Source organism: Microbulbifer sp. TYP-18 (genome assembly GCF_040932045.1).
Classification (GTDB): domain Bacteria; phylum Pseudomonadota; class Gammaproteobacteria; order Pseudomonadales; family Cellvibrionaceae; genus Microbulbifer.
In genome coordinates this window covers 51,585-71,366 of record NZ_JBFRBC010000020.1, presented here as the reverse complement: position 1 = coordinate 71,366, position 19,782 = coordinate 51,585, and the positions used below count along the sequence as shown (strand labels likewise).

At 61.3% G+C, this 19,782-nt stretch carries 20 protein-coding genes; 8 read left to right on the top strand and 12 right to left on the bottom strand.

Going from position 1 to position 19,782, the window contains the following annotated elements:
* Positions 1-134 precede the first annotated feature (134 nt).
* The 7 genes from ABVT36_RS15055 to ftsY all read right to left on the bottom strand — a co-directional run bounded on the left by ABVT36_RS15055 (position 135) and on the right by ftsY (position 6,817).
* Complete coding sequence (locus ABVT36_RS15055; protein WP_368457271.1) at positions 135-935, bottom strand: outer membrane beta-barrel protein; 801 nt, start codon at positions 933-935, stop codon at positions 135-137.
* A gap of 401 nt (positions 936-1,336) precedes the next feature.
* Positions 1,337-2,059: a tRNA (guanosine(46)-N7)-methyltransferase TrmB gene (gene trmB / locus ABVT36_RS15050; protein WP_368457270.1), complete on the bottom strand. Its 723-nt coding sequence runs from the start codon at positions 2,057-2,059 to the stop codon at positions 1,337-1,339.
* 250 nt (positions 2,060-2,309) lie between these two features.
* Positions 2,310-2,687, bottom strand: coding sequence for a DUF423 domain-containing protein (locus ABVT36_RS15045; RefSeq protein WP_367149889.1), 378 nt, complete (start codon positions 2,685-2,687; stop codon positions 2,310-2,312).
* 81 nt (positions 2,688-2,768) lie between these two features.
* Complete coding sequence (rpoH, locus tag ABVT36_RS15040) at positions 2,769-3,623, bottom strand: RNA polymerase sigma factor RpoH (protein ID WP_368457269.1); 855 nt, start codon at positions 3,621-3,623, stop codon at positions 2,769-2,771.
* A gap of 282 nt (positions 3,624-3,905) precedes the next feature.
* Entirely contained in the window at positions 3,906-4,907 is a 1,002-nt protein-coding gene (ftsX, locus tag ABVT36_RS15035) for a permease-like cell division protein FtsX (protein ID WP_368457268.1), read from the bottom strand.
* A complete protein-coding gene (ftsE, locus tag ABVT36_RS15030) occupies positions 4,888-5,574 on the bottom strand; it encodes a cell division ATP-binding protein FtsE (RefSeq protein WP_368457267.1) in 687 nt (228 codons plus the stop codon). Before ftsE ends, ftsX begins: the two co-directional genes overlap by 20 nt.
* 127 nt (positions 5,575-5,701) lie before the next feature.
* Positions 5,702-6,817 (bottom strand): signal recognition particle-docking protein FtsY, encoded by a 1,116-nt coding sequence (gene ftsY, locus ABVT36_RS15025; RefSeq protein ID WP_368457266.1) that lies wholly within the window; start codon positions 6,815-6,817, stop codon positions 5,702-5,704.
* 79 nt (positions 6,818-6,896) lie between these two features.
* On the opposite strand from ftsY, the gene rsmD reads away from it, so the two are divergent.
* The 4 genes from rsmD to ABVT36_RS15005 all read left to right on the top strand — a co-directional run bounded on the left by rsmD (position 6,897) and on the right by ABVT36_RS15005 (position 10,271).
* Complete coding sequence (gene rsmD, locus ABVT36_RS15020) at positions 6,897-7,478, top strand: 16S rRNA (guanine(966)-N(2))-methyltransferase RsmD (RefSeq protein WP_367149883.1); 582 nt, start codon at positions 6,897-6,899, stop codon at positions 7,476-7,478.
* A gap of 101 nt (positions 7,479-7,579) precedes the next feature.
* Entirely contained in the window at positions 7,580-8,056 is a 477-nt protein-coding gene (gene coaD, locus ABVT36_RS15015) for a pantetheine-phosphate adenylyltransferase (protein WP_367149882.1), read from the top strand.
* A 65-nt stretch (positions 8,057-8,121) separates the two neighbouring features.
* Positions 8,122-9,843 carry a gamma-glutamyltransferase gene (gene ggt, locus ABVT36_RS15010; RefSeq protein WP_368457265.1) on the top strand — a complete coding sequence of 574 codons (1,722 nt, stop codon included), beginning with the start codon at positions 8,122-8,124 and terminating at the stop codon, positions 9,841-9,843.
* A gap of 26 nt (positions 9,844-9,869) precedes the next feature.
* Complete coding sequence (locus ABVT36_RS15005) at positions 9,870-10,271, top strand: DoxX family membrane protein (RefSeq protein WP_367149880.1); 402 nt, start codon at positions 9,870-9,872, stop codon at positions 10,269-10,271.
* A gap of 20 nt (positions 10,272-10,291) precedes the next feature.
* On the opposite strand, the gene ABVT36_RS15000 is transcribed toward ABVT36_RS15005, so the two are convergent.
* The 5 genes from ABVT36_RS15000 to radC all read right to left on the bottom strand — a co-directional run bounded on the left by ABVT36_RS15000 (position 10,292) and on the right by radC (position 14,308).
* A complete protein-coding gene (locus ABVT36_RS15000) occupies positions 10,292-11,992 on the bottom strand; it encodes an amidohydrolase (protein ID WP_368457264.1) in 1,701 nt (566 codons plus the stop codon).
* Between the two features lie 134 nt (positions 11,993-12,126).
* The gene (mutM, locus tag ABVT36_RS14995; RefSeq protein WP_368457263.1) at positions 12,127-12,942 is read right to left on the bottom strand and encodes a bifunctional DNA-formamidopyrimidine glycosylase/DNA-(apurinic or apyrimidinic site) lyase; all 816 of its coding nucleotides are present in this window, start codon (positions 12,940-12,942) and stop codon (positions 12,127-12,129) included.
* A gap of 60 nt (positions 12,943-13,002) precedes the next feature.
* Positions 13,003-13,158 (bottom strand): 50S ribosomal protein L33, encoded by a 156-nt coding sequence (gene rpmG, locus ABVT36_RS14990; protein ID WP_069946430.1) that lies wholly within the window; start codon positions 13,156-13,158, stop codon positions 13,003-13,005.
* Between the two features lie 40 nt (positions 13,159-13,198).
* Positions 13,199-13,435 (bottom strand): 50S ribosomal protein L28, encoded by a 237-nt coding sequence (rpmB, locus tag ABVT36_RS14985; RefSeq protein WP_067083837.1) that lies wholly within the window; start codon positions 13,433-13,435, stop codon positions 13,199-13,201.
* 198 nt (positions 13,436-13,633) lie between these two features.
* Positions 13,634-14,308, bottom strand: a complete 675-nt coding sequence (gene radC / locus ABVT36_RS14980; protein ID WP_367149877.1) for a DNA repair protein RadC — start codon at positions 14,306-14,308, stop codon at positions 13,634-13,636.
* Positions 14,309-14,428: 120 nt separating this feature from the next.
* Here radC and coaBC point away from each other — a divergent pair, with 120 nt between their 5' ends.
* The 4 genes from coaBC (at position 14,429) to slmA (ending at position 19,712) form a co-directional block, all read left to right on the top strand.
* Positions 14,429-15,640, top strand: a complete 1,212-nt coding sequence (coaBC, locus tag ABVT36_RS14975) for a bifunctional phosphopantothenoylcysteine decarboxylase/phosphopantothenate--cysteine ligase CoaBC (protein WP_368457262.1) — start codon at positions 14,429-14,431, stop codon at positions 15,638-15,640.
* 23 nt (positions 15,641-15,663) lie between these two features.
* Positions 15,664-17,997, top strand: coding sequence for a phosphomannomutase/phosphoglucomutase (locus tag ABVT36_RS14970; protein WP_368457261.1), 2,334 nt, complete (start codon positions 15,664-15,666; stop codon positions 17,995-17,997).
* Positions 17,998-18,023: 26 nt separating this feature from the next.
* On the top strand, positions 18,024-18,929 hold the full coding sequence (argB, locus tag ABVT36_RS14965) for an acetylglutamate kinase (protein ID WP_368457260.1): 906 nt from the start codon (positions 18,024-18,026) through the stop codon (positions 18,927-18,929).
* A 168-nt stretch (positions 18,930-19,097) separates the two neighbouring features.
* Complete coding sequence (gene slmA / locus ABVT36_RS14960; protein ID WP_367149873.1) at positions 19,098-19,712, top strand: nucleoid occlusion factor SlmA; 615 nt, start codon at positions 19,098-19,100, stop codon at positions 19,710-19,712.
* Positions 19,713-19,782: the final 70 nt, after the last annotated feature.

Here is a 19,782-nt window from a genome sequence, read left to right as displayed (position 1 = left end):
TAGATTCCAGGTGAAAAAACAAACAATCTCAGGGTTGTTTTGGTCAAATTCAGGCCCGCACCAGAAAATACTGATACTGCCGTAGCGATTGTTGAGTTATTCAGACGTTCCCTAGTTGCCGGGTTAACAGCGTCTCAATCGGGGCAGCCGCTATCGTCGACCGCGACGGCCAGTGGCGTGCCGGGACAGAGGTCCAGGTAATCCGGCACCCCATCCTGGTCAGAGTCCACCGGGCAGCCATCGGCATCGATGAATACCCCCGGCGGTGTCTGCGGGCAGTCATCCAGCTTGTCGATGATCCCATCCCCATCCAGATCCCGCCAGAAGACCGGATATTCACTCCACTGGTAGCCGATGCTGATGCTGACAAAGCCGTCCAGGCCGCCCTCCTCCACTCCCTGAAAGGCCCGCGCATCGACACGGGTCTGCCAGCGGGGCCCCAACTGGTATTTGACTCCGAATCCCCCATTCACCATGGTTTGGCGCCGGTGCCAGTCCCGTTCCGGGCCAAAGGCACCATCGTATTCGGTGCGTATTTCGCCGACACCAAAAGCGGCATAGGGCTGCCAGCGACAGGGTGCGCCGCAGAAGTTGCCAGCGAAGTGATACAGGAGGTCCATGTGATAGTTGTAGACATCCACTTTTTCGTTGATGCCTTTGACACTCACGCTGAAATAATCGACCACCCCTTCCAGTGCCCAGCGGTCAGTGATGCTGTAGCCAAGGCCGCCACCGCCACCGGTAGTGTCGCTGAGTTCCAGATCAAATTCCTGAAATGGCGTACCCTTCAGGCGGTCGTTGTCAAACCAGTAGCGGCCGCCGTTGAGGTATAGGTTGAGGGTGGTTTCGGGGTCTGCCTGTAGCGGCGGGGAGGTGGCTGCCATCAGTGGCAAAGCGCACAGGGTGAGGCGGGAAATCAGTCGCCTTGTTGTCATTATCAACTCCGGAATATCCATTTACCGGCAATGGGTCTGAATGAAAATAGTAGACCCTGGGCGGGGCGTCCACTAACCCTACAGGGCCTCAGAAGATCTTGCAGGAGCTGCAACCGCCCCATGGGGGAGTGCCGGAGGCGCTGTGTCGCCGCGGCCTTTCGGGGGAATAACTGTTCAGTGAAGCGCGGCGTCTTTGTGAACCGAAACAACAGGGGTTGACAGGTGTGGCTGTGCCCCTAGCAGGTTGTTGAAAAAGGCATCCTGCCTTTTGCAACACACGAAAAGCGAAAAATTTGATTTTCACTTTTCTCCCAAAATCAACGACTTAGGCGTCGCCGATTTTGCCGGAACATCCATATTCCGGTACCAGGCGTCGAAATTCTTCGAATTTCAACAGCCTGCTAGCTGTCGGCGCGTCGGTAAAGCAGATCCCAGACCCCGTGGCCGAGTCGTTGGCCGCGCCGCTCGAACTTGGTTTGCGGACGGAAGTCCGGTCGCGGCGCATACTCGCCTTTGCCGGCGGTGTTTTCCAGCAGCGCTTCGGTCTCCAGCACTTCCAGCATCTGTTCGGCGTAGTTTTCCCAGTCAGTGGCCATATGCAGCAAACCTCCGGGTTTTAATTTGGTACACAGCAGGCGTGCGAACTGGGGTTGCACTATGCGGCGCTTGTGGTGCTTTTTCTTGTGCCAGGGGTCGGGAAAGTACAGCTGTATACGGTCCAGGGAAGCGTCCGCGATACAGTCATTCAGTACGTCTATGGCATCGGCCATATACACGCGAAGATTTTCCACGCCCGCAGTACCGGCATTGTTGATCAGCCGGCCCACACCGGGTGGGTGGACCTCGATACCGATAAAATCCTTGTCCGGCTCCGCGCGGGCCATTGCCAGTAGCGAATCACCCATACCGAAGCCGATCTCCAGCACCAGCGGTGCCCCGCGACCAAACACCTGTCGGGCACTCAAGGGGCCGTCGAAGAGCGACAGGCCGTAGGGACCCCAGTAGTGATCAAAAGCCCGTCTCTGGCCCTCGGTCATGCGCCCGGCCCGAATGACATAGCTGCGAATGGATTTTTTCTTGTATTCCGTGCGATAGGGAAATTTTTCCGCGGAATCTTCCTGCATGTGTTGCGGCCTCTGAAGGGAACCTGACCCCAAGGGGGATTTTTTACTGTCCGTTAAACCGGCAATCCAATAGATGATCCCCCATTCATTGGATTGTCGCCCCTGCAAATCCAAACAATTGCGCGGAATCGTAAGCTTTTCAGGGGCTTGCGCCGGCCTTCGCCGGTATCGGCACTGCCATGTAGCGCAATACCCGGTGACTTATTTAGTTGTCTAGTCGCCGGGTAAACCGTCACACTATTTCTCGTAGTCAGCGGGAATAGTTCAGTGCGGCGACAAACAGTGCCACCCAACCGGAGATGAGTGCCAGTCCCCCCAGCGGTGTGACCGGGCCCAGCCAGCGGGGACCGCCGAATGTCAGGCCATAGAGGCTGCCGGAAAACAGGAGTATCCCGGTGGCGAACAGGGCACCGCTGACCAACAGAGCTGTGCGTTCTCCCCAACTCTGTAACAGCAGCGCCACACCGAACAGGGCCAGAGTGTGGACCATCTGGTAAAGAACACCGGTTTTGTAGGCTTCCAGCAGATCCACCGCGACCTTGCCGCGCAGACCATGGGCGCCGAAGGCACCCAGCACGACGCCGCTGCCACCCAGGGCCGCGGCGATCAGCAGGTAGAGTTTGACCATTTGTCTTTCCTCCCGGGACATAGAGGGACACCAATAAAAAACCGCGCGGATGCGCGGTTCTTTAACAGCCACAAGTGTCCGTCAGGCTTCCATCGCCGCTCGCACTTTCATCATGGCCTTTTTTTCCAGTTGGCGAATACGCTCGGCGGAAACACCGTATTTGTCCGCCAGTTCGTGCAGCGTTGCCTTGGTCTCGCTCAACCACCGCGCCTGGATAATGTCGCGGCTGCGATCATCCAGCTGCTTCATGGCTGCTGCCAGACTGTTCAGGTTGGACTCCTTCCAGTTGTCACGCTCCAGCTGCGCCGCCGGGTCGAAGCGGTGATCTTCCAGGTAGTGGGCCGGCGCCTGCCAGGCGCTGTCATCACTGTCGTCTACCCCGGCATCGAAGGCCGCATCGTGGGCGGACAGGCGCCCCTCCATTTCATAGACCTCGGTGACATCGACTTTGAGGTCGGTGGCAACTGCCTTGGCTTCGTCATTGGTCAACCAGGCCAGCTTCTTCTTCTGGCTGCGCAGATTGAAGAACAGCTTGCGCTGGGCCTTGGTGGTGGCGATTTTCACGATACGCCAGTTGCGCAGGATGAACTCGTGAATCTCCGCCTTGATCCAGTGCACTGCAAAGGACACCAGGCGTACCCCTTTCTCGGGGTTGAAGCGCCGGACGGCCTTCATCAGGCCGACATTGCCCTCCTGGATCAGGTCGCCCTGGTTGAGGCCGTAGCCGGAATAGGACTTGGCGATATGCACCACGAAGCGCAGGTGGGACATCACCAGTTGGCGGGCCGCATCCAGATCCTGGCGATAGTAAAGGTCTTCGGTCAGGCGCCTCTCCTCCTCCGCGGACAGCACGTCAAAACTGCCGACCGTTTGGATGTAGGCGTTGAGATTGGCACCCGGAGACAGCGTATGCACTGGCTGCAGGCTGGTTCCCATGATTTCTCCTTCTGTTTAGTTGTGCCGGACAGCTGCTTTCAGCACCAACCGGCAGTGCGGTGGCCCCGTGTCGGACCCCCCTGTGTTCCGGTAGTCTTGTACCGATGGATTGGGGGATGGGGCGCCGCCGAATGGTTCCAGTGTAGCATTTGCACCACCGCCTTAGGAAGACTACAACTGACGGGACAAAGGCGGGAACTACAGGTACTTAGAAGGTCTATCTATAGAAAAGTTTCGCGCCATAGGACAGTCCTCACTGGGTCCCGCAGGCCTCTACTCCCCTCAGCGGGGCTCGATTGCGCGGGTATGGCGGGTCACGGCGATCCAGGCTCCCATCAGGCCCAGCCCGGCGGCGCCTCCGGTCAGCGCCAGAAAATAGCCAAACCCGGGACCATCCAGTGTGTAACCACTGCCATAGGAGGCGGCCAGGCCCGCCACCGGCCCCGCCATCAGCGCCACCCCGAAAGCCACCAGCAGCCAGGCCAGGGCACCGCCGAAAAACCCGTAACAGAGGCCGCTGTAGAGAAAAGGGCGGCGCACAAAGGCGTTGGTGCCGCCCACCAGTTTGACCACCAGGATTTCCTCGCGGCGGTTCTCGATATGCAGGCGAATGGTATTCACCACGACCAGTAGCACGCCCATTGCCAGCAACAGGGCGAGGCCGGCGGCCAGGCGCTGCCCCAGCTGCGAGAGCCGGGCCAGCCGCTGTACCCAGGCCAGGTCCAGCACTACGGCATCGGTCAGGGGATTCGCCCGCAGCTGTTCTGCCAGCGCCTGCAGCCGGTCACTGGGGGCGCTTTGCGGGCGCACCAGCAACACAGCGGGCAGCGGATTGTTGTCCAGTCCGGTCAGCAGGTCGCCCAATCCGGAAGTCTGCTGAAATTCCTGCAGGGCCTGCTCCGGGGAGATGTAGGCGACCTCCCCGATCAGCGGGTTTGCCCGCAGCGCCTCCGCGTAGGTCTGCACCGCCTCGCTATTCGCACTTTTGCGCATAAACACGGAAATCTGTGGCTGGCCGTCCCAGCCCGCCACCGCGCGCTGAAAATTCACCATACCCAGGTGCAGGGCACTGGGCAGAGCCAGTGCTATGGCGATGACCAGTGCAGTCATGCCGCTGGCTATGGGGGTAGCGAAGAAGCGGCGCAGCGCCTCCAGCGCCATCTCGCGATGGTGGCGGGTCCAGCTTAGCCAGCGGTCGCCGAGCCGGGTCCGGGCGGCCACCGCGCCCGCTGTCTTCCTGGGTTCCGGCGCCGGGCGCCGGTGTTTATGGGTGGACTGTTTCACGGCCGGGGACTCCATCGAAGACCAGCTGGCCCGCCTGCAGGGTAATCACCCGGCGGCGCAGGCGCGCGATCAATTCCAGGTCGTGGCTGGCCACCAATACGGTCACGCCCACTGCGTTGAAATCGCCAAACAGCCCCATGATCTCCTCCGAAAGCCGCGGGTCCAGGTTGCCGGTGGGCTCGTCCGCCACCAGTATCGCCGGCTTGTGCACCACCGCGCGGGCAATACCAACCCGCTGCTGTTCACCCCCGGACAGGGTGATCGGATTGTGCTTTTCCTTCTGCAGCAGGCCCACTTTGTCCAGGGCGGCGCGCACCCGGCGGCCCACTTCGCGCCTGCCGCACCCGGCCACTGTCAGTGGCAGCGCCACATTGTCGAATACGTTGCGATCAAACAGCAGCTGGTGATTCTGGAAAACGATACCGAGATTGCGGCGAAAATAGGGAATCCGGCTGTTGCGGAGCCGGTTGAGGTTCTGCCCGGCGACCAGGACGCTGCCACCGGAGGGGCGCTCGATTGCGGTCAACAGCCTGAGCAGGGTGCTTTTGCCGGCACCCGAGTGACCGGTGAGAAATACCATTTCCCCCCTGTCCATCTCCAGGCTGATGCGCACCAGCGCATCCTGGCCCGAGTTGTAACGCTTGTTGACCTTGTCGAAGGTGATCATGAGTCAGCAGCCCGCCATTCCAATCGGTCTTTCCCGGCCTGTCCGGTGGTCGCCGTCGATACAGGGACACGGGGTGGCATCGCCCGGCTGTCCGGGGCCCGGCGAGCGGGATGTCGGGCGGGCCCTGTCATTCGGACACAGGCGGGTGGGGTTCGGTGCGAAACAGGGCGGCGACGAACTCATTTGCCCCAAAGGGCTGCAAATCCTGCGCCTGCTCGCCGACGCCAATAAAGCGTACCGGAATCCCAAACTTCTGCGCCAGGGCAAAGATCACACCGCCTTTGGCGGTGCCGTCGAGCTTGGTCAACACCAGGCCGGTGACCCCGGCGGCATCCCGGAACTGTTCCGCCTGGTTGATGGCGTTCTGCCCGGTGCCGGCATCCAGGACCAGCAGCACTTCGTGGGGTGCGTCGCTGTCCAGTTTGCCCATCACCCGGCGCACTTTGGACAGTTCTTCCATCAGGTTGGATTTGGTGTGCAGGCGGCCGGCGGTATCGGCAATGACCACATCGACGCCCCGTGCCTGGGCCGAACAGACTGCGTCGTAAATCACCGAAGCGCTGTCGGCACCGGTATGCTGGGCCACCACCGGTACATTGTGGCGTTTTCCCCAGACCTGCAGCTGTTCCACTGCGGCCGCGCGGAAAGTGTCCCCCGCGGCCAGCATCACCGACTTTCCCTCCGCCTGACAACGGTGTGCCAGCTTGCCGATGGTGGTTGTCTTGCCGACCCCGTTGACGCCCACCACCAGAATCACAAAAGGCCCGTTGGCTGTATTCATTTGCAGCGGCTCCTCGACTGCGGCGAGGAGGCCGGTCAGCTCTTGCTGGAGGGCGCGGTAGAGTGCAGGGCCATCGGTCAGCTCCCGGCGCGAAACCTTCTGGGTAAGCCGGTCGATAATTTCCGTGGTCGCCTCCACGCCGACATCTGCCATCAGCAGCTGGGTTTCCAGTTCCTCCAGCAGGTCTTCGTCGATCTCTTTCGCACCTAGGAACAGATTGCCCACGCCCTCGGCAAACTGGTTGCTGGTGCGGCTCAGGCCGCGGCGGATACGGCTAAAGAAGCCCCCGGCTTCCGGCATACTCTCCTGCCCGGCCTCGTCGATCGGTGTCTCCGCGGGTGACTCTGGTATTGTCTGGGGTGGGGTCACCGCCTCTTCGGCGGATGCCGTGCGAATAGCTTCCGCACCGGCTTGGGTTTCCTCAGGCCCGGCCTTCTTTTTACGCAGGAAATCAAAGATCATTCTCGGGTCCGCATGTCACGCTTGCACAAAAGCGCTAATCTTAGCATCGCTCCATTTTTCCACACAGCAGGAATACACTTTGGCCAACAGCCGTTCGCGCAGTGGCGCACCCCACTCACGACCACAACTGCGCATCATCGGCGGTGACTGGCGCGGCCGCAAAGTGCAGTTCGCGCCGGTCGCGGGGCTCAGGCCCACCGGTGACCGCCTGCGCGAAACACTGTTCAACTGGTTGCAGTTTCAATTGGCCGGCACCCGTTGCCTGGACCTCTTTGCCGGCTCCGGCGCCCTGGGGCTGGAGGCCTTGTCCCGCGGTGCCCAGGCGGTGGACTTCGTTGAATTGAACCGCGATGCGGCGATGACCCTGCAGCGACAACTGGCGGCGCTGGGAGCCCACAACGGGCAGGTGCATCTCTGCAGTGCTGAGCAGTTTCTCGGTCAGGCGTGCGGCCCCTATCAACTGGTGTTCCTGGACCCGCCTTTTGCCGGCGCCCTCTGGCAGCCCATGCTGGCGGGGGTTATTCCACACCTGGATGCCGGCGCCCAGGTCTATGTGGAGACCCCGCGGGACACGCTCCTCAGCCTGCCGGATGGCTTCCGGATTGAGCGGGAGAAGCACGCCGGACGGGTCTGTATGCGCCTTCTGCGCTGGCGTCAGTAGTACCTGTCGGAAACCTCCGGCGGGCGCTGTTTTGTGCCGGGTCGACAAATTGTTTAACATGCGCGCCCGGCCCGGCAGAGTTCCAGAATACAGTTTGGCTTATGAAAAAAGTTGTCTACCCAGGAACTTTCGATCCCATTACCAACGGTCACCTGGACCTGGTGGAGCGCGCCTGTCGCCTGTTTGACCATGTCACCGTGGCGGTAGCGGCGAGTTCCCGCAAGAACCCGCTTTTCACCCTCGACGAGCGCGTGGATCTGGCCCGGCAGGTATTGGATCATCTGCCCAACGCGGAGGTGATTGGTTTCGATATTCTGCTCGCCGACCTGGTGCACCAGGTAGGGGCCTACGGCGTTTTGCGCGGCCTGCGCGCGGTATCCGATTTCGAGTACGAGTTCCAGCTGGCCAATATGAACCGGCAACTGGCGCCGAATATGGAAAGTCTTTTCCTCACTCCGGCGGAGCACCTCTCCTACATTTCCTCATCGCTGGTGCGGGAGATCGCCTCCCTTGGAGGTGACGTCACCAAGTTTGTGCCAGCGACAATCCAGGCGGCGCTGCTGGCCAAGTTCCGCTGAGCCGGATTTGCCGAGGGACCTCTGTTACACTGGCTTGATGAGTTAACGCCGACGGAGTACCACCTGTGCGTAAGCTGATTCTCGTCCCGCTTCTGCTGTTCTGCAGCAGTGTCTCTGCCCAGGAAGTCCAGCCCGAAGTCGCCACCGGACGTGGCGCAGTCAAGTCCGCTACCGCCGAGGAATTTATGGCGGTCACCGCCAACCCCCATGCCAGCCGGGCCGCCGCTGAGATTCTCGCCCGCGGTGGTACTGCGGTGGATGCCGCTATAGCGGCGCAACTGGTGCTCGGTCTGGTGGAACCACAGTCGTCCGGTATCGGTGGTGGCGCCTTCATGCTGAGTTACCGCGCGGATAAAAAAACACTGTATTTCTACGATGGCCGTGAAACTGCGCCGGCGGCGGTGGATGAAAACTATTTCATGCACGACGGCCGGCCGCGCTCATTTTTGAAAGCGGTGATCGGCGGCTATTCGGTGGGGGTGCCCGGCGTGATGCGTATGCTGGAGCTGGCACACGAGCGGGACGGCAAGCTGCCCTGGGCGCAGTTGTTTGAGCCGGCGATCCAACTGGCGGAGCAAGGGTTTGCAGTGTCACCGCGGCTGCACCAGTTACTGGAGAAATTACCCCAAGTTGCCGCCCGGCCCGCCATTAAAAAATATTTCTTTGTCGCCGATGGCGAGCCGGTTCCGGTGGGCTACCGGTTGAAAAATCCAGACTATGCGCAGACGCTGCGCCTGCTGGCCAGGGATGGCAGCGATGCTTTTTATCGCGGGGAAATCGCCGCGGCGATCGTGAATGCGGTGCGCAACGACCCCGAAAACCCCGGGGTTATGACCCGCGGGGATATGGCGGATTACAGGGCCAGGATACGCCCGCCCCTATGCAGTAAATTTTTGCAATACCGTGTCTGCGGCGCCAATGCGCCCTCGTCCGGCGGCTCCACCGTGGGTGCGATTCTGGGCATGTTGGGGCAGTTCCCGCTGCGCGAGTTTGAACCCGGCAGCGCTGCGCTGACCCATTTGTTTGCGGAGGCATCGGAACTGGCGTTTGCCGATCGCAATGCCTATCTGGGGGATCCGGATTTCGTCGCGGTGCCGAGCCGGGCCCTGGTGGCGCCCGGGTATCTGGCCGAGCGGGCCAAGCTGATCGACTCAACCCGGGCCACGGTCGCGGTGGCCGGCCAGCCGGACCCGCGAGCGGCAAAAAAGCGGCCGGCACTCTCGCCTGAGAAACCCAATACCAGCCATATGGTCATGGTGGACCGTTACGGTAATGGAGTCAGTATGACTACCAGTATCGAAACCGGTTTCGGTTCCCGGCTGATGGTGAAAGGGTTTCTACTCAACAACCAGCTCACTGACTTTTCCTTTACTCCAGAAAATGCCGCTGGGGATCCGGTGGCGAATCGTATCCAGCCCGGCAAAAGGCCCCGCTCCTCCATGTCGCCCACAGTGGTTTTTGACGAAAACGGCAACATGCGCATGCTCGTGGGTTCGCCGGGAGGCTCGCGTATCATCGATTACACTGCACGCACTATTCTCTACCATCTGGGCCTGGGCATGCCGATCGCAGAAGCTATAGCGGCGGGTAATATCGGCGCTATTGGTAGGCGGGTGGAACTGGAGCCGGGGTTTTTTACCGCGGACACTGTAACAAAACTGGAACAGCTCGGACAAAAGGTGGTGCAACGCAATCTCAATAGTGGTATCCACGGGATTGCGCTGATCGATGGCAAATTATATGGCGGGGCAGACCCCCGTCGGGAAGGCAGTGCCGTCGGGAATTAACTATCAATTGTGTGTGAGGGGTGACCATGCGAGCCTATTCTCTTCTACTACTCCGTATCAGTCTCGGTCTGTTGCTGGTGATCTGGGGGGTCGACAAAATTATTAATGTGGACCACGCCATTCTTGTTTCGGACCACTTCTATCTCGGGCTGATCAAGGCGCCGTTGATGTGGAATATCTTCGGTATTCTGCAAACCCTGCTCGGCCTGGCGGTGGTACTGGGTCTGTGGCGAAAGTTCACCTACCCGGTGCAGGCGGTGATTAACGGCGCCACCATGCTGGGCGTGTGGAAATCCATCATCGATCCCATGGGCCTGATGCTGGAAGGGACCAATGTGCTGTTCTATCCATCGCTGATCGTGTTTGCCAGCTGTCTCGTGTTGTGGGCCTTCCGCAGCGAGGACCAAATGGTATTGGACAAGAACTGATCCTGATCTGTCTGCGCGGTTCACTGCCGGAGGGCAGCGCCGGCCCGGTATACGGGCCGGCCCTTGAAGTAAGTGCGCAGCACGCGGGTCCGGTGAATCTGTTCTGGGGGTATCTGGAACAGGTTTTGGTCAAGCAGGATAAAATCTGCCCACTTGCCAATTTCCAGACTGCCGGTCTCCCCTTCTATCCGATTGGCAAAGGCGCCATTGATGGTGAAAACCGCCACCATTTGTTCGAGCGCTGTCACGTCCCCTGATATCGATACCAGGCCACGGAATTGATTCTGTCCCCGGTGTACGACGCCGAGCTGAATAGCGGCAAAGGGGTTCACCGATTGCGACACTGGTGAGCCGCTACCGGACGCCACGGCTATATCCCGCCGAAGCAATTCCGTTGCCGGGTAGCGCCCGGTTTCAGACTTCCGTGTGGACGCCAACCGGGGTGGCTCTAGTAAGGCGATGGTTTTTGTTCGTTGCAACAGGCGGAAGTCCCGCCCCTGGGCAAGTTGCCAGGGGGCCAGGCTGTTGCGGGGGGCTTCGGCACTCCTTGTGCCGCTGGCGTGCGCGAATGCCTGCAGGGCCATACGCGTTGCCAGGTCGTCTTCGGCGTGCAGCTGCACCTGCAAGCCTTGTCGGTTGGCGTCTGTGACAAATTGGTTGATCTGTTTCTGGCGGGCGACAGTTCCAGCCTGTATCTGATCCAGGGGGTTGGTCACTGACAGGGATACGGAGTGAATCCTGAGCTCACCCCGCTGCAGTGTTTCCGCCCGCTGCTTGAGCGCTGCCAGCTGTTCCCCGGTCATATCGGCGGTGGCCGCGAGGGAGCCGCGAAGGCGCAATGTGAGCTCCCCCTTTGTGGCCATTTCCCGCAACGCAGCGAGCATGGTCGTATCCCCGGGGTGGATATCCGTTGCGTGCATACTGGTGATGCCCCAGCGGTTGCGCTGTTGCTGCGCGGCGACTATTTCGGCCCGGTGTTCGCCCGCACCTGCCGGGGGAATAATGCGCTCCACCAGTGCCATTGCCGGGGCGCCGCGGAACACACCGATGGCGAGCCCGTTAGCATCTCTGCCGATGGTGCCGCCGTCGGGCGCCACAGTCTCCATAGTGATTCCGGCGGCGGCCAGCGCTTCGGAGTTGGTCCAGATGGATTGCCGGTCCTCGGAATACAAGACTATGGGAATCAGGTCGTTCACCTGGTCCAGCTGTGCCTTATGGGGTGCGCCATCGCCGAAGGCCGCCGGCCTCCAGCCTTGCCCGACTACAAGTTGAAGCCCGGGATTGGCGTCGATGAAATCCGCTACCGCTGCCTGGTAGTCGCCGACTTGTTGTCCGCCGTAAAGGTGTAGCCGTCGGCCCTGGTTGCCTATCCGTGCCAGCGCGTCCACAAAGCCGGGTAACACCAATTTGCCCTGCAGGTCTTCCACCCGGGTCGCCGGACCGATGAAAGCGTCGGCGCCGGCACTAGTGCCGACAAAGACGATACGCCCGGCGCGGATGGCAATGGCCTGATGGATACTCCTGCGGGCATCGACGGTATAGATGTAACCGTTTTTCAGCACCAGCTCCGCGGGGCTGGGTGCGGCCGCCATCTGTGCGCCCTGCGCAAACCGGCCGGCGGAAACACTTTCCCGGTCGGCAGGCGCCCGGGAATCACAAGCTGCCAGTACCACCGTCAACAAAGTGACAGTCAGCGTTATCAGCTTCCCGGGGTTACACATGTGCGTCCTGTCTGTGCCGCTGCGTTTATAAGGCCCGGCGCTATTTGCCGTGGCTGTCTCAGTATAGAAAACCGATTGTGCGGTGTTGTTTCGCCCCGGATGCGGCAGCCGTTAACCTGTTGGAGGATTGAAGCTCAGCGCTGGCAGCGGCTGCAGAAAAAGGTGTTGCGCTGGCCCAGCAGTGTATCGCGCACCGGCCTGCAGCAGTTGGGACAGGGTTCGCCGGCGCGGCCATAGACATTCAGCTGCTGGGCGAAGTAACCGGGGTTGCCGTCGCCGCCGATGAAGTCGCGCAAAGTGGTGCCACCCTGCTCGATAGAGCAGGTCAGTACCTGCTTGATGGACTCCGCGAGGCGCTCATAGCGAGCGCGGGATATGCTGCCGGCAGCGCGGTCCGGGCGGATACCGGCCATAAACAGGGATTCACTGGCGTAAATATTGCCTACACCCACTACGATGCGGCCGTCCATGATCAGGGTTTTGACCGCCTGGCGACGCCGGCGGGACATGCGAAAGAGATGCTCACCGGAAAATTCCGGCGACAATGGCTCGGGCCCCAGGTGCGCCAGCAGCCTGTGCCCGGCGGGGTCCGAGCTGGTCCACAACAGGGCGCCGAAGCGGCGCGGGTCGCGATAGCGCAGGTGCAATCCGGAATCCAGAACCCAGTCCACATGGTCGTGTTGTTGGGCTTCCTCATCCGCTTCCACCAGGCGCAGGCTGCCGGACATGCCCAGGTGCCAGATGGCGCATCCCCGGTCGGTGTGTACCAGCAGATACTTGGCGCGCCGTTCCAGCCGCAGAATCAGGGCGTCGCGGATGCGCTGCTCAAAGCGGGCGTCCACCGGCCAGCGCAGTCGGCGCTGGCGCACCAGCGCTGTGCATACCCTGCGGTTTTCCAGGTGGGGTGCGAGGCCGCGGCGGGTGGTCTCTACTTCCGGCAGCTCGGGCATAGGGGAACTCCAGGCACAAAAAAACCCGGCGAGCCGGGTTTTTTGGCGCAGACTAAGGCTCTATTTGATTTTGCCTTCCTTGTACATCACATGCTTGCGAACTACGGGATCGTATTTTTTGATCTCCATCTTTTCCGGCATGTTGCGCTTGTTTTTGGTGGTGGTGTAAAAGTGTCCGGTGCCGGCACTTGAATTCAGGCGAATCTTGTCACGCATTGTTTTCTCTCCGATCTCTCAGCTGGGCGCCAGCCGCCGGTTAAACCTTTTCGCCGCGCGCGCGCAGCTCGCTCAGTACTGTGTCGATACCTTTCTTATCGATTACGCGCATACCTTTGGCGGATACCCGCAGCTTCACAAAGCGCTTTTCGGATTCAACCCAAAAACGGTGGCTGTGCAGGTTGGGCACAAAGCGGCGCTTGGTGCGGTTCTTAGCGTGGGACACGTTGTTACCGGTGACCGGGCGCTTACCGGTGACCTGACATACCTTGGACATCTTCTGGCCTCTTCAAAACTCTCGGTGCCTGCTAGCGGCTGCGGACACGTCAATTCGGGATTCTAATCCGGTTCCTGGGCGGCGGCGGAAGCTGTTCGGAATCTGGCCCGGCCGCAAAGAGCGGCGTTTTATACCAGAAGCACCCCCGGGTGACAAGTTTTAGCCGGCACTCCCGTGTGGCGGGGCTGTACCCCGCGGTCACAGTAGTCCCTGCTCCGCGAAGGACAGGGCCGCACCCTCGCCCACGATCATATGGTCGAGCACCCGGATATCCACCAGTTCCAGCGCCCGGGCCAGCCGCTGGGTGATACCGATGTCCGCCTGGCTGGGTTCGCTGACGCCGGAGGGGTGGTTGTGGGCCAGGATTACCGCCGCCGCGCCCCGCAGCAGGGCCGCCTGCACCACCTCCCGGGGATAGACGCTGGCCGCATCCAGGGTGCCCTCGAACAGTTCCTCAAACGCAATCACCCGGTGTTTACTGTCGAGGTAGAGACAGCAGAAGACTTCGCGCTGGCGGTGGCGCAGTTGCGCCGCCAGGAAGTCGCGTACCGCATCGGGCCTGGACAGTGCGTTACCCCGTTGCAGCGACGCCGCCAAATGCCGCCGCGCCATCTCCAGTATCGCCTGCAGCTGCACAAACTTGGCATCCCCGAGGCCCTTGGCCGCGCAGAACTCCCGCCGCTGGGCCTCCAGCAGCGGCCGCAGGCCGCCGAAATCCGCCAGCAGCCGGCGCGCCAGATCCACCGCGGACACACCCGGCAGGCCGGTGCGCAGAAAAATAGCCAGCAGCTCCGCATCTGACAGGGCGCCCGCCCCCCGCGCCAGCAGCTTCTCCCGCGGGCGCTCCTCTATCGGCCAGTCGGTGATCGCCATGGACGCCTCCCCCAGCTCTTTTCCAGATCGTTGATCAGCTCTGCCTTCTACGACAAGGCGCATCAATGCTAATCTTACCTGCTCGCCTTAGTTTGAAACCACTGCCACGGAAACAGTCCCATGTCCGCCCTGACCGACAAACGCATAGTGCTGGGAATCAGTGGTGGTATAGCCGCCTACAAGAGCGCTGACCTGGTGCGCCGCCTGCGGGAAAGAGGCGCGGATGTACGCGTTGTTATGACCAGGGGGGCGCAGGAATTCATCCGGCCGCTGACGTTTCAGGCCCTTTCCGGCAACCCGGTGCACAGCGACCTGCTGGACCCGGCGGCTGAGGCTGCCATGGGCCACATAGAGCTGGCCAGGTGGGCCGAGCTGATCCTCATTGCCCCCGCCAGTGCACAGTTGCTGGGGAAGCTGGCCGCCGGTTTGGCGGATGACCTGCTCACCACCCTGTGTCTCGCCAGCCAGGCGCCATTGGCGGTGGCACCGGCCATGAATCAGCTTATGTGGCACCACGATGCCACCACCGCCAATGTTGACAGGCTGCGCAGTCGCGCCACCCATATCTGGGGCCCGGCGGCCGGCAGCCAGGCCTGTGGCGAGATTGGACCCGGGCGCATGCTGGAACCCGATGAACTGGTGCGGCGGGTCGAGCGGCTGTTTGGCAACCGGCAGCTGCTGGCTTCGCGGCGTGTTGTGGTTACCGCCGGCCCCACGCGCGAGGCGCTGGACCCGGTGCGCTACATCAGCAATCGCAGTTCCGGCAAAATGGGTTTCGCGCTGGCGGCGGCGGCGCAGAGGGCCGGTGCGGAAGTGACACTGATCGCCGGTCCTGTAGCCCTCGCGACGCCCACCGGAGTGAAACGCATTGATGTGACCAATGCCCTGGAGATGCGCGATGCGGCGGAAGAGGCCGCGGATGCATGTGATATTTTTATCGCCGCCGCCGCGGTGGCCGATTTCCGCCCGGCGCAGGTCGCCGAGCAGAAGATAAAGAAAAGTGATGGCAGGGATGAAGACCGCCTGACGCTGGTAAAGAATCCGGATATTGTGGCGGCTATCGCCGCGCGCCCTAAGTTGCGGCCCTTTACGGTCGGATTTGCTGCGGAGACGGAGAAGCTGCTGGAACATGCGCGCGGCAAGTTGCAGCGCAAAGGGCTCGATCTGATCGTGGCCAACGATGTCAGTGCTGCGGATGGCGGGTTCGACAGCGACCGCAACAGCGTCACGGTGATCGACGCCAACGGCTGTGAAACTCTGCCTTCGGCACTCAAAACGGAACTTGCCGACCGGCTGATCACCGTTATCGCCAGCAGAGCCGTGCAAGAATAACAACCTGTGATGGTGAAGTTTCTGTGACCCCCCCCAACAAGGATCGACCATTGTCCCCGTTTCACCAGGGCCTGGCATTGCCTGCGCTGCTGGCGTGTATCGTCTGGCTGGGGGGAGCTTTTTTTATCGCCCGGGAAGTGGTGACGCCGCGCGGTATCGCCACCGTGGATACTGCCGCTCAGGCGTTGGTGGACCGGCATGCGGGACAGCTGGGGCAAATCCTCCACCGCCGTGCACAGGATTTGCGCAAACTGCCGGGTTCTGAGTTTCGCTCCGTGGCACTGGAAGGAAGCCCCGCCATGCCCACCAATGCCACTGCGCAGTTTTTTGCCGTGGCGGATATTCGTGTGGGTGCCGGTGCTGGGCCGCAATTGAACTTTGCACTGGTGGATCTGCTCAAGCGCGGGCTGGACGGATCCGACCAGCGGGTGGAGTTTTTGCGCACCGGGGACGACGACGGCTGGCAGCTGCACCAGGTGGTGGCCACTGACCAGGGCGCATTGCTGGTGACGGAGGACCTGGTCAGCTTCGCGGCGGACCTGCCCGCCTTCGATAGCGCGTTGGGCGGGCTGGTGCTGACCCAGCAGTTTGACGGCGGGCCGCCGCAGTCGCTCTGGCGCAGTGGCGGGGGCGATAGGGTGCGGGGCAGCGCCAAAGTGACTGGCAGCTACCTCAAGCTGGGGTTTAGCCCGTCGGCACAGTTTGTCAGTGAACAGGGCAGCTCTTCCAGATGGGTGTACCTGGGCGCGCTTGTTGGCCTGGTGATTACGCTGGTGTTGCTGGTGCGCTACCTGCCGCGCAACATTTCCGCGCCGTGGCGTCAGAGGGATAACAGAAAGAGCCCCGGCAGTATTAGTCGCGAGCCTCCGGAGGAGGCCGATGGCGACGAGGCCGCGGTGTTTGCCGCAGCCGCGCCGCCGGCGCCGCGGGCGGGGCAACAGAGCGAAGCCGATACCCCTGCACCGGAGTCCCTGGCTGCGCCTGAATTTCCGCCGCATGTGTTTCGCGCCTACGATATCCGCGGCATCGCCGGTGCGGAAATCGATGAGCCCTTCGCCTATCAACTGGGTGTTGCCCTGGGCACCCTGGCCCAACACGCCGGAGAAAAGATACTTCTGGTGGGTCGGGACGGCCGCAACAGCAGTGCACTGCTCGCCAATTGTCTGAATGAGGGTATCCTCGACAGTGGCTGCAACAGCGTCGATCTCGGGATGGTGCCGTCACCACTGCTTTACTATGCCTGCGCCAAAGGCAAAAACACCAGTAGCGGGGTTGTGGTTACCGCGAGCCACAATCCCGCCGAGTACAACGGTTTTAAGATTCTGCTGCGCGGGCGTCCCCTGTCGGGACAAAAATTGCAGCAGCTGCACAAATTGATGCGGCAGGGCCCGTTCAAAAAAGGCCGGGGAAGCCATCGAGAACAGGATGTCAGCGCTGATTACATCGACGAGATCTGCAACGGCGTGGCCCTGGCGGGCCAGCCGCGTCTGGTGGTGGATGCCGGAAACGGCGCTACCTCTGTACTGGCGCCGCAACTGTTTCAGCAGCTGGGCTGCGCCGTCACGCCGTTGTTCTGCTCTGTCGATGGCGACTTTCCCAACCACGCCCCCGATCCCTCCCGCCCGGAAAATCTGCGCGCCCTGACCGATAAAGTGAAAGAGGCCGGCGCCGATCTGGGGGTGGCGCTGGACGGTGATGGAGATCGTGTGACGCTGATCACCGCGTCCGGCCTCATCGCCTGGCCGGATCAGCTGGTGATGCTACTGGCCCGCGATGTGCTGGTGCGCAACCCCGGTGCCGATATCGTGTTTGATGTAAAAAGCAGCCGCGCCCTGGGTGAGCTGGTCAGCCAGTATGGTGGCCGCCCCGTTATGTGGAAGACCGGCCATGCGCCGATGAAAACCAAGATACTGGAGACCGGCGCTGTCCTCGGCGGCGAGTTGTCGGGGCATATCTTTATAGTGGACCGCTGGTTTGGCTTTGATGATGGAATCTACGCGGCGGCGCGCATTTTGGAGATTATGGCGCTGCGTGAGCAGAGCCTGGACGAGCTTCTCGATTCCCTGCCGCAACTGGCGAGCACCCCGGAAATTCTCCTGCCGGTGAAAGAGGAGGAGAAGTTTGCGCTGGTGGAGCGACTGCGCGAGACCGGTGACTTCCCCGGTGCGGATATCAATACGCTGGATGGGCTGCGGATAGAATATGCCGATGGCTGGGGCCTGGTGCGCGCTTCCAATACCGGCGCCGCCCTCACGTTGCGCTTCGAGGCGGAGAGCGATGCCGCCCTGCAGAGTATCCGTTCGCGGATAATGGGCCAGTTAAAGAAAGTTGTCCCCGACCTTTCGGCCTCGGCGTGACAATTGTGTAAACGAGGAATTACAGCATGTCCCTGGACCAGAAGTCCGCACTGCGCATCGCCCAGGTACTCAACGAGGCGCTGCCATATATTCAGCGCTTTACCGGTAAAACCGTGGTGGTCAAATTTGGCGGTAACGCCATGGTGGATGAGGCGCTGCAAAACGGTTTCGCCCGCGACATCATTCTGATGAAATTGGTGGGTATGAATCCCGTGGTGGTGCACGGAGGTGGGCCCCAGATCGCCGGTCTGCTGAAGAAACTCAATATCGAGACCCGCTTTGTGGACGGCATGCGGGTGACAGACAGCGAAACCATGGATGTAGTGGAAATGGTGCTGGGGGGTACGGTCAACAAGCAGATCGTCAATTTGATCAACAACAACGGCGGCCGAGCGGTTGGCGTCACCGGCAAGGACGGCCTGTTGATCAGGGCGAGAAAACTGACCACAAGCAACGCCGCCGCCGGCCTGCACGCCTCGGAAATTATCGACATCGGCCATGTGGGGGAAGTGGAGAGCGTCAATACCGATGTGATCGACATGTTGCTTCGCGGTGACTTTATCCCTGTGATCGCTCCCATCGGGGTGGGGAGTGACGGCAGTTCCTACAATATCAACGCCGATCTGGTGGCCGGTAAGATAGCCGAGTATCTCGGCGCGGAAAAACTGATGCTGCTGACCAATGTGGCGGGCCTGCAGAGTAAGGATGGTGCGGTACTTACCGGCCTGAGCACCCTGGAGGTGGACTCCCTGATCGCCGATGGCACCATTTATGGCGGCATGCTGCCGAAAATCGCCTGTGCGCTGGATGCGGTAAAATCCGGGGTGACTTCCGCCCATATTATCGACGGGCGCGTCCCCCACGCGGTGCTGCTGGAAATATTCACCGATACCGGCGTGGGCACGCTGATCACCGATGCAGCGCATTCATAGTAGTGCCGGCATAACGATTGAAGCTAACGCGATGAATCGTTAGGATTCCCGCGCCCGCCATGGAAGAGTTTTCAGCCGGGCCCGGAGTAAACGCGGGGGTGGTCCGGCCCGCGAGCAACAACAAAAACACACAGTCCCGGCGCTCCCTCCGGGTATAAAGATGGCTTAATGAAGAGCGACAAAATCAATCGACGCCAGCAGATACTGCAGGCTCTGGCCCATATGCTGGAGGCCAGCCCCGGCGCACGCATCACCACTGCGGCGCTGGCGAAAGAAGTGGGCTTTTCCGAGGCGGCACTCTACCGTCACTTTCCCAGCAAATCGAAGATGTTTGAGGGGTTGATCGAGTTTATCGAGGAAACGGTTTTCAGCCGCGTTTCCCTTATTCTCCAGGATGAGCCCTCGGCGCTCGGCCGTTGCCAGAAAATTTTGCAGCTGCTGCTCGGCTTCTGTGAGCGCAATCCCGGCATCACCCGCCTGCTCACCGGCGATGCGCTCACCGGCGAAACGGAACGCCTGCACGGGCGCATCCTGCAGTTCTTCGACCGTTTGGAGACCCAGCTCAAGCAGATCCTGCGGGAGGCGGAACTGCGCGAGCAGCTGCGCCCATCCATACCGCTGGGCGGTGCCGCCAACCTTCTGCTGGCCAGTGCCGAAGGCCGCATTGTTCAGTATGTGCGCAGCGGCTTCAGGCGCAAACCCACGGAGTACTGGGCGGAGCAGTGGCCGGTGCTGGTGGCGGGCTTTTTCCGCGATACTGCACTGGTGGGGCAGCGGGGTTAGGCGGGAGCAGAGTGACAGTGCCGGGCAGACGGCCGGGCCGTCGGCTAGTGGTGTGGAGGCTAGGGAACCT

Bases quoted from the DNA above. Each gene is read 5' to 3' on its own strand.
- ftsE (WP_368457267.1), bottom strand. From the start codon at position 5,574: ATGATCACCTTCGACAAGGTCAACAAGCGTTACAACTCGGGCCAGGAT.
- ftsY (WP_368457266.1), bottom strand. From the start codon at position 6,817: ATGATCTTTGATTTCCTGCGTAAAAAGAAGGCCGGGCCTGAGGAAACC.
- trmB (WP_368457270.1), bottom strand. From the start codon at position 2,059: ATGCAGGAAGATTCCGCGGAAAAATTTCCCTATCGCACGGAATACAAG.
- ABVT36_RS15000 (WP_368457264.1), bottom strand. From the start codon at position 11,992: ATGTGTAACCCCGGGAAGCTGATAACGCTGACTGTCACTTTGTTGACG.
- rpoH (WP_368457269.1), bottom strand. From the start codon at position 3,623: ATGGGAACCAGCCTGCAGCCAGTGCATACGCTGTCTCCGGGTGCCAAT.
- mutM (WP_368457263.1), bottom strand. From the start codon at position 12,942: ATGCCCGAGCTGCCGGAAGTAGAGACCACCCGCCGCGGCCTCGCACCC.
- coaD (WP_367149882.1), top strand. From the start codon at position 7,580: ATGAAAAAAGTTGTCTACCCAGGAACTTTCGATCCCATTACCAACGGT.
- rpmB (WP_067083837.1), bottom strand. From the start codon at position 13,435: ATGTCCAAGGTATGTCAGGTCACCGGTAAGCGCCCGGTCACCGGTAAC.
- rpmG (WP_069946430.1), bottom strand. From the start codon at position 13,158: ATGCGTGACAAGATTCGCCTGAATTCAAGTGCCGGCACCGGACACTTT.
- ABVT36_RS15045 (WP_367149889.1), bottom strand. From the start codon at position 2,687: ATGGTCAAACTCTACCTGCTGATCGCCGCGGCCCTGGGTGGCAGCGGC.
- ABVT36_RS15005 (WP_367149880.1), top strand. From the start codon at position 9,870: ATGCGAGCCTATTCTCTTCTACTACTCCGTATCAGTCTCGGTCTGTTG.
- slmA (WP_367149873.1), top strand. From the start codon at position 19,098: ATGAAGAGCGACAAAATCAATCGACGCCAGCAGATACTGCAGGCTCTG.
- coaBC (WP_368457262.1), top strand. From the start codon at position 14,429: ATGTCCGCCCTGACCGACAAACGCATAGTGCTGGGAATCAGTGGTGGT.
- argB (WP_368457260.1), top strand. From the start codon at position 18,024: ATGTCCCTGGACCAGAAGTCCGCACTGCGCATCGCCCAGGTACTCAAC.
- radC (WP_367149877.1), bottom strand. From the start codon at position 14,308: ATGGCGATCACCGACTGGCCGATAGAGGAGCGCCCGCGGGAGAAGCTG.
- ABVT36_RS15055 (WP_368457271.1), bottom strand. From the start codon at position 935: ATGACAACAAGGCGACTGATTTCCCGCCTCACCCTGTGCGCTTTGCCA.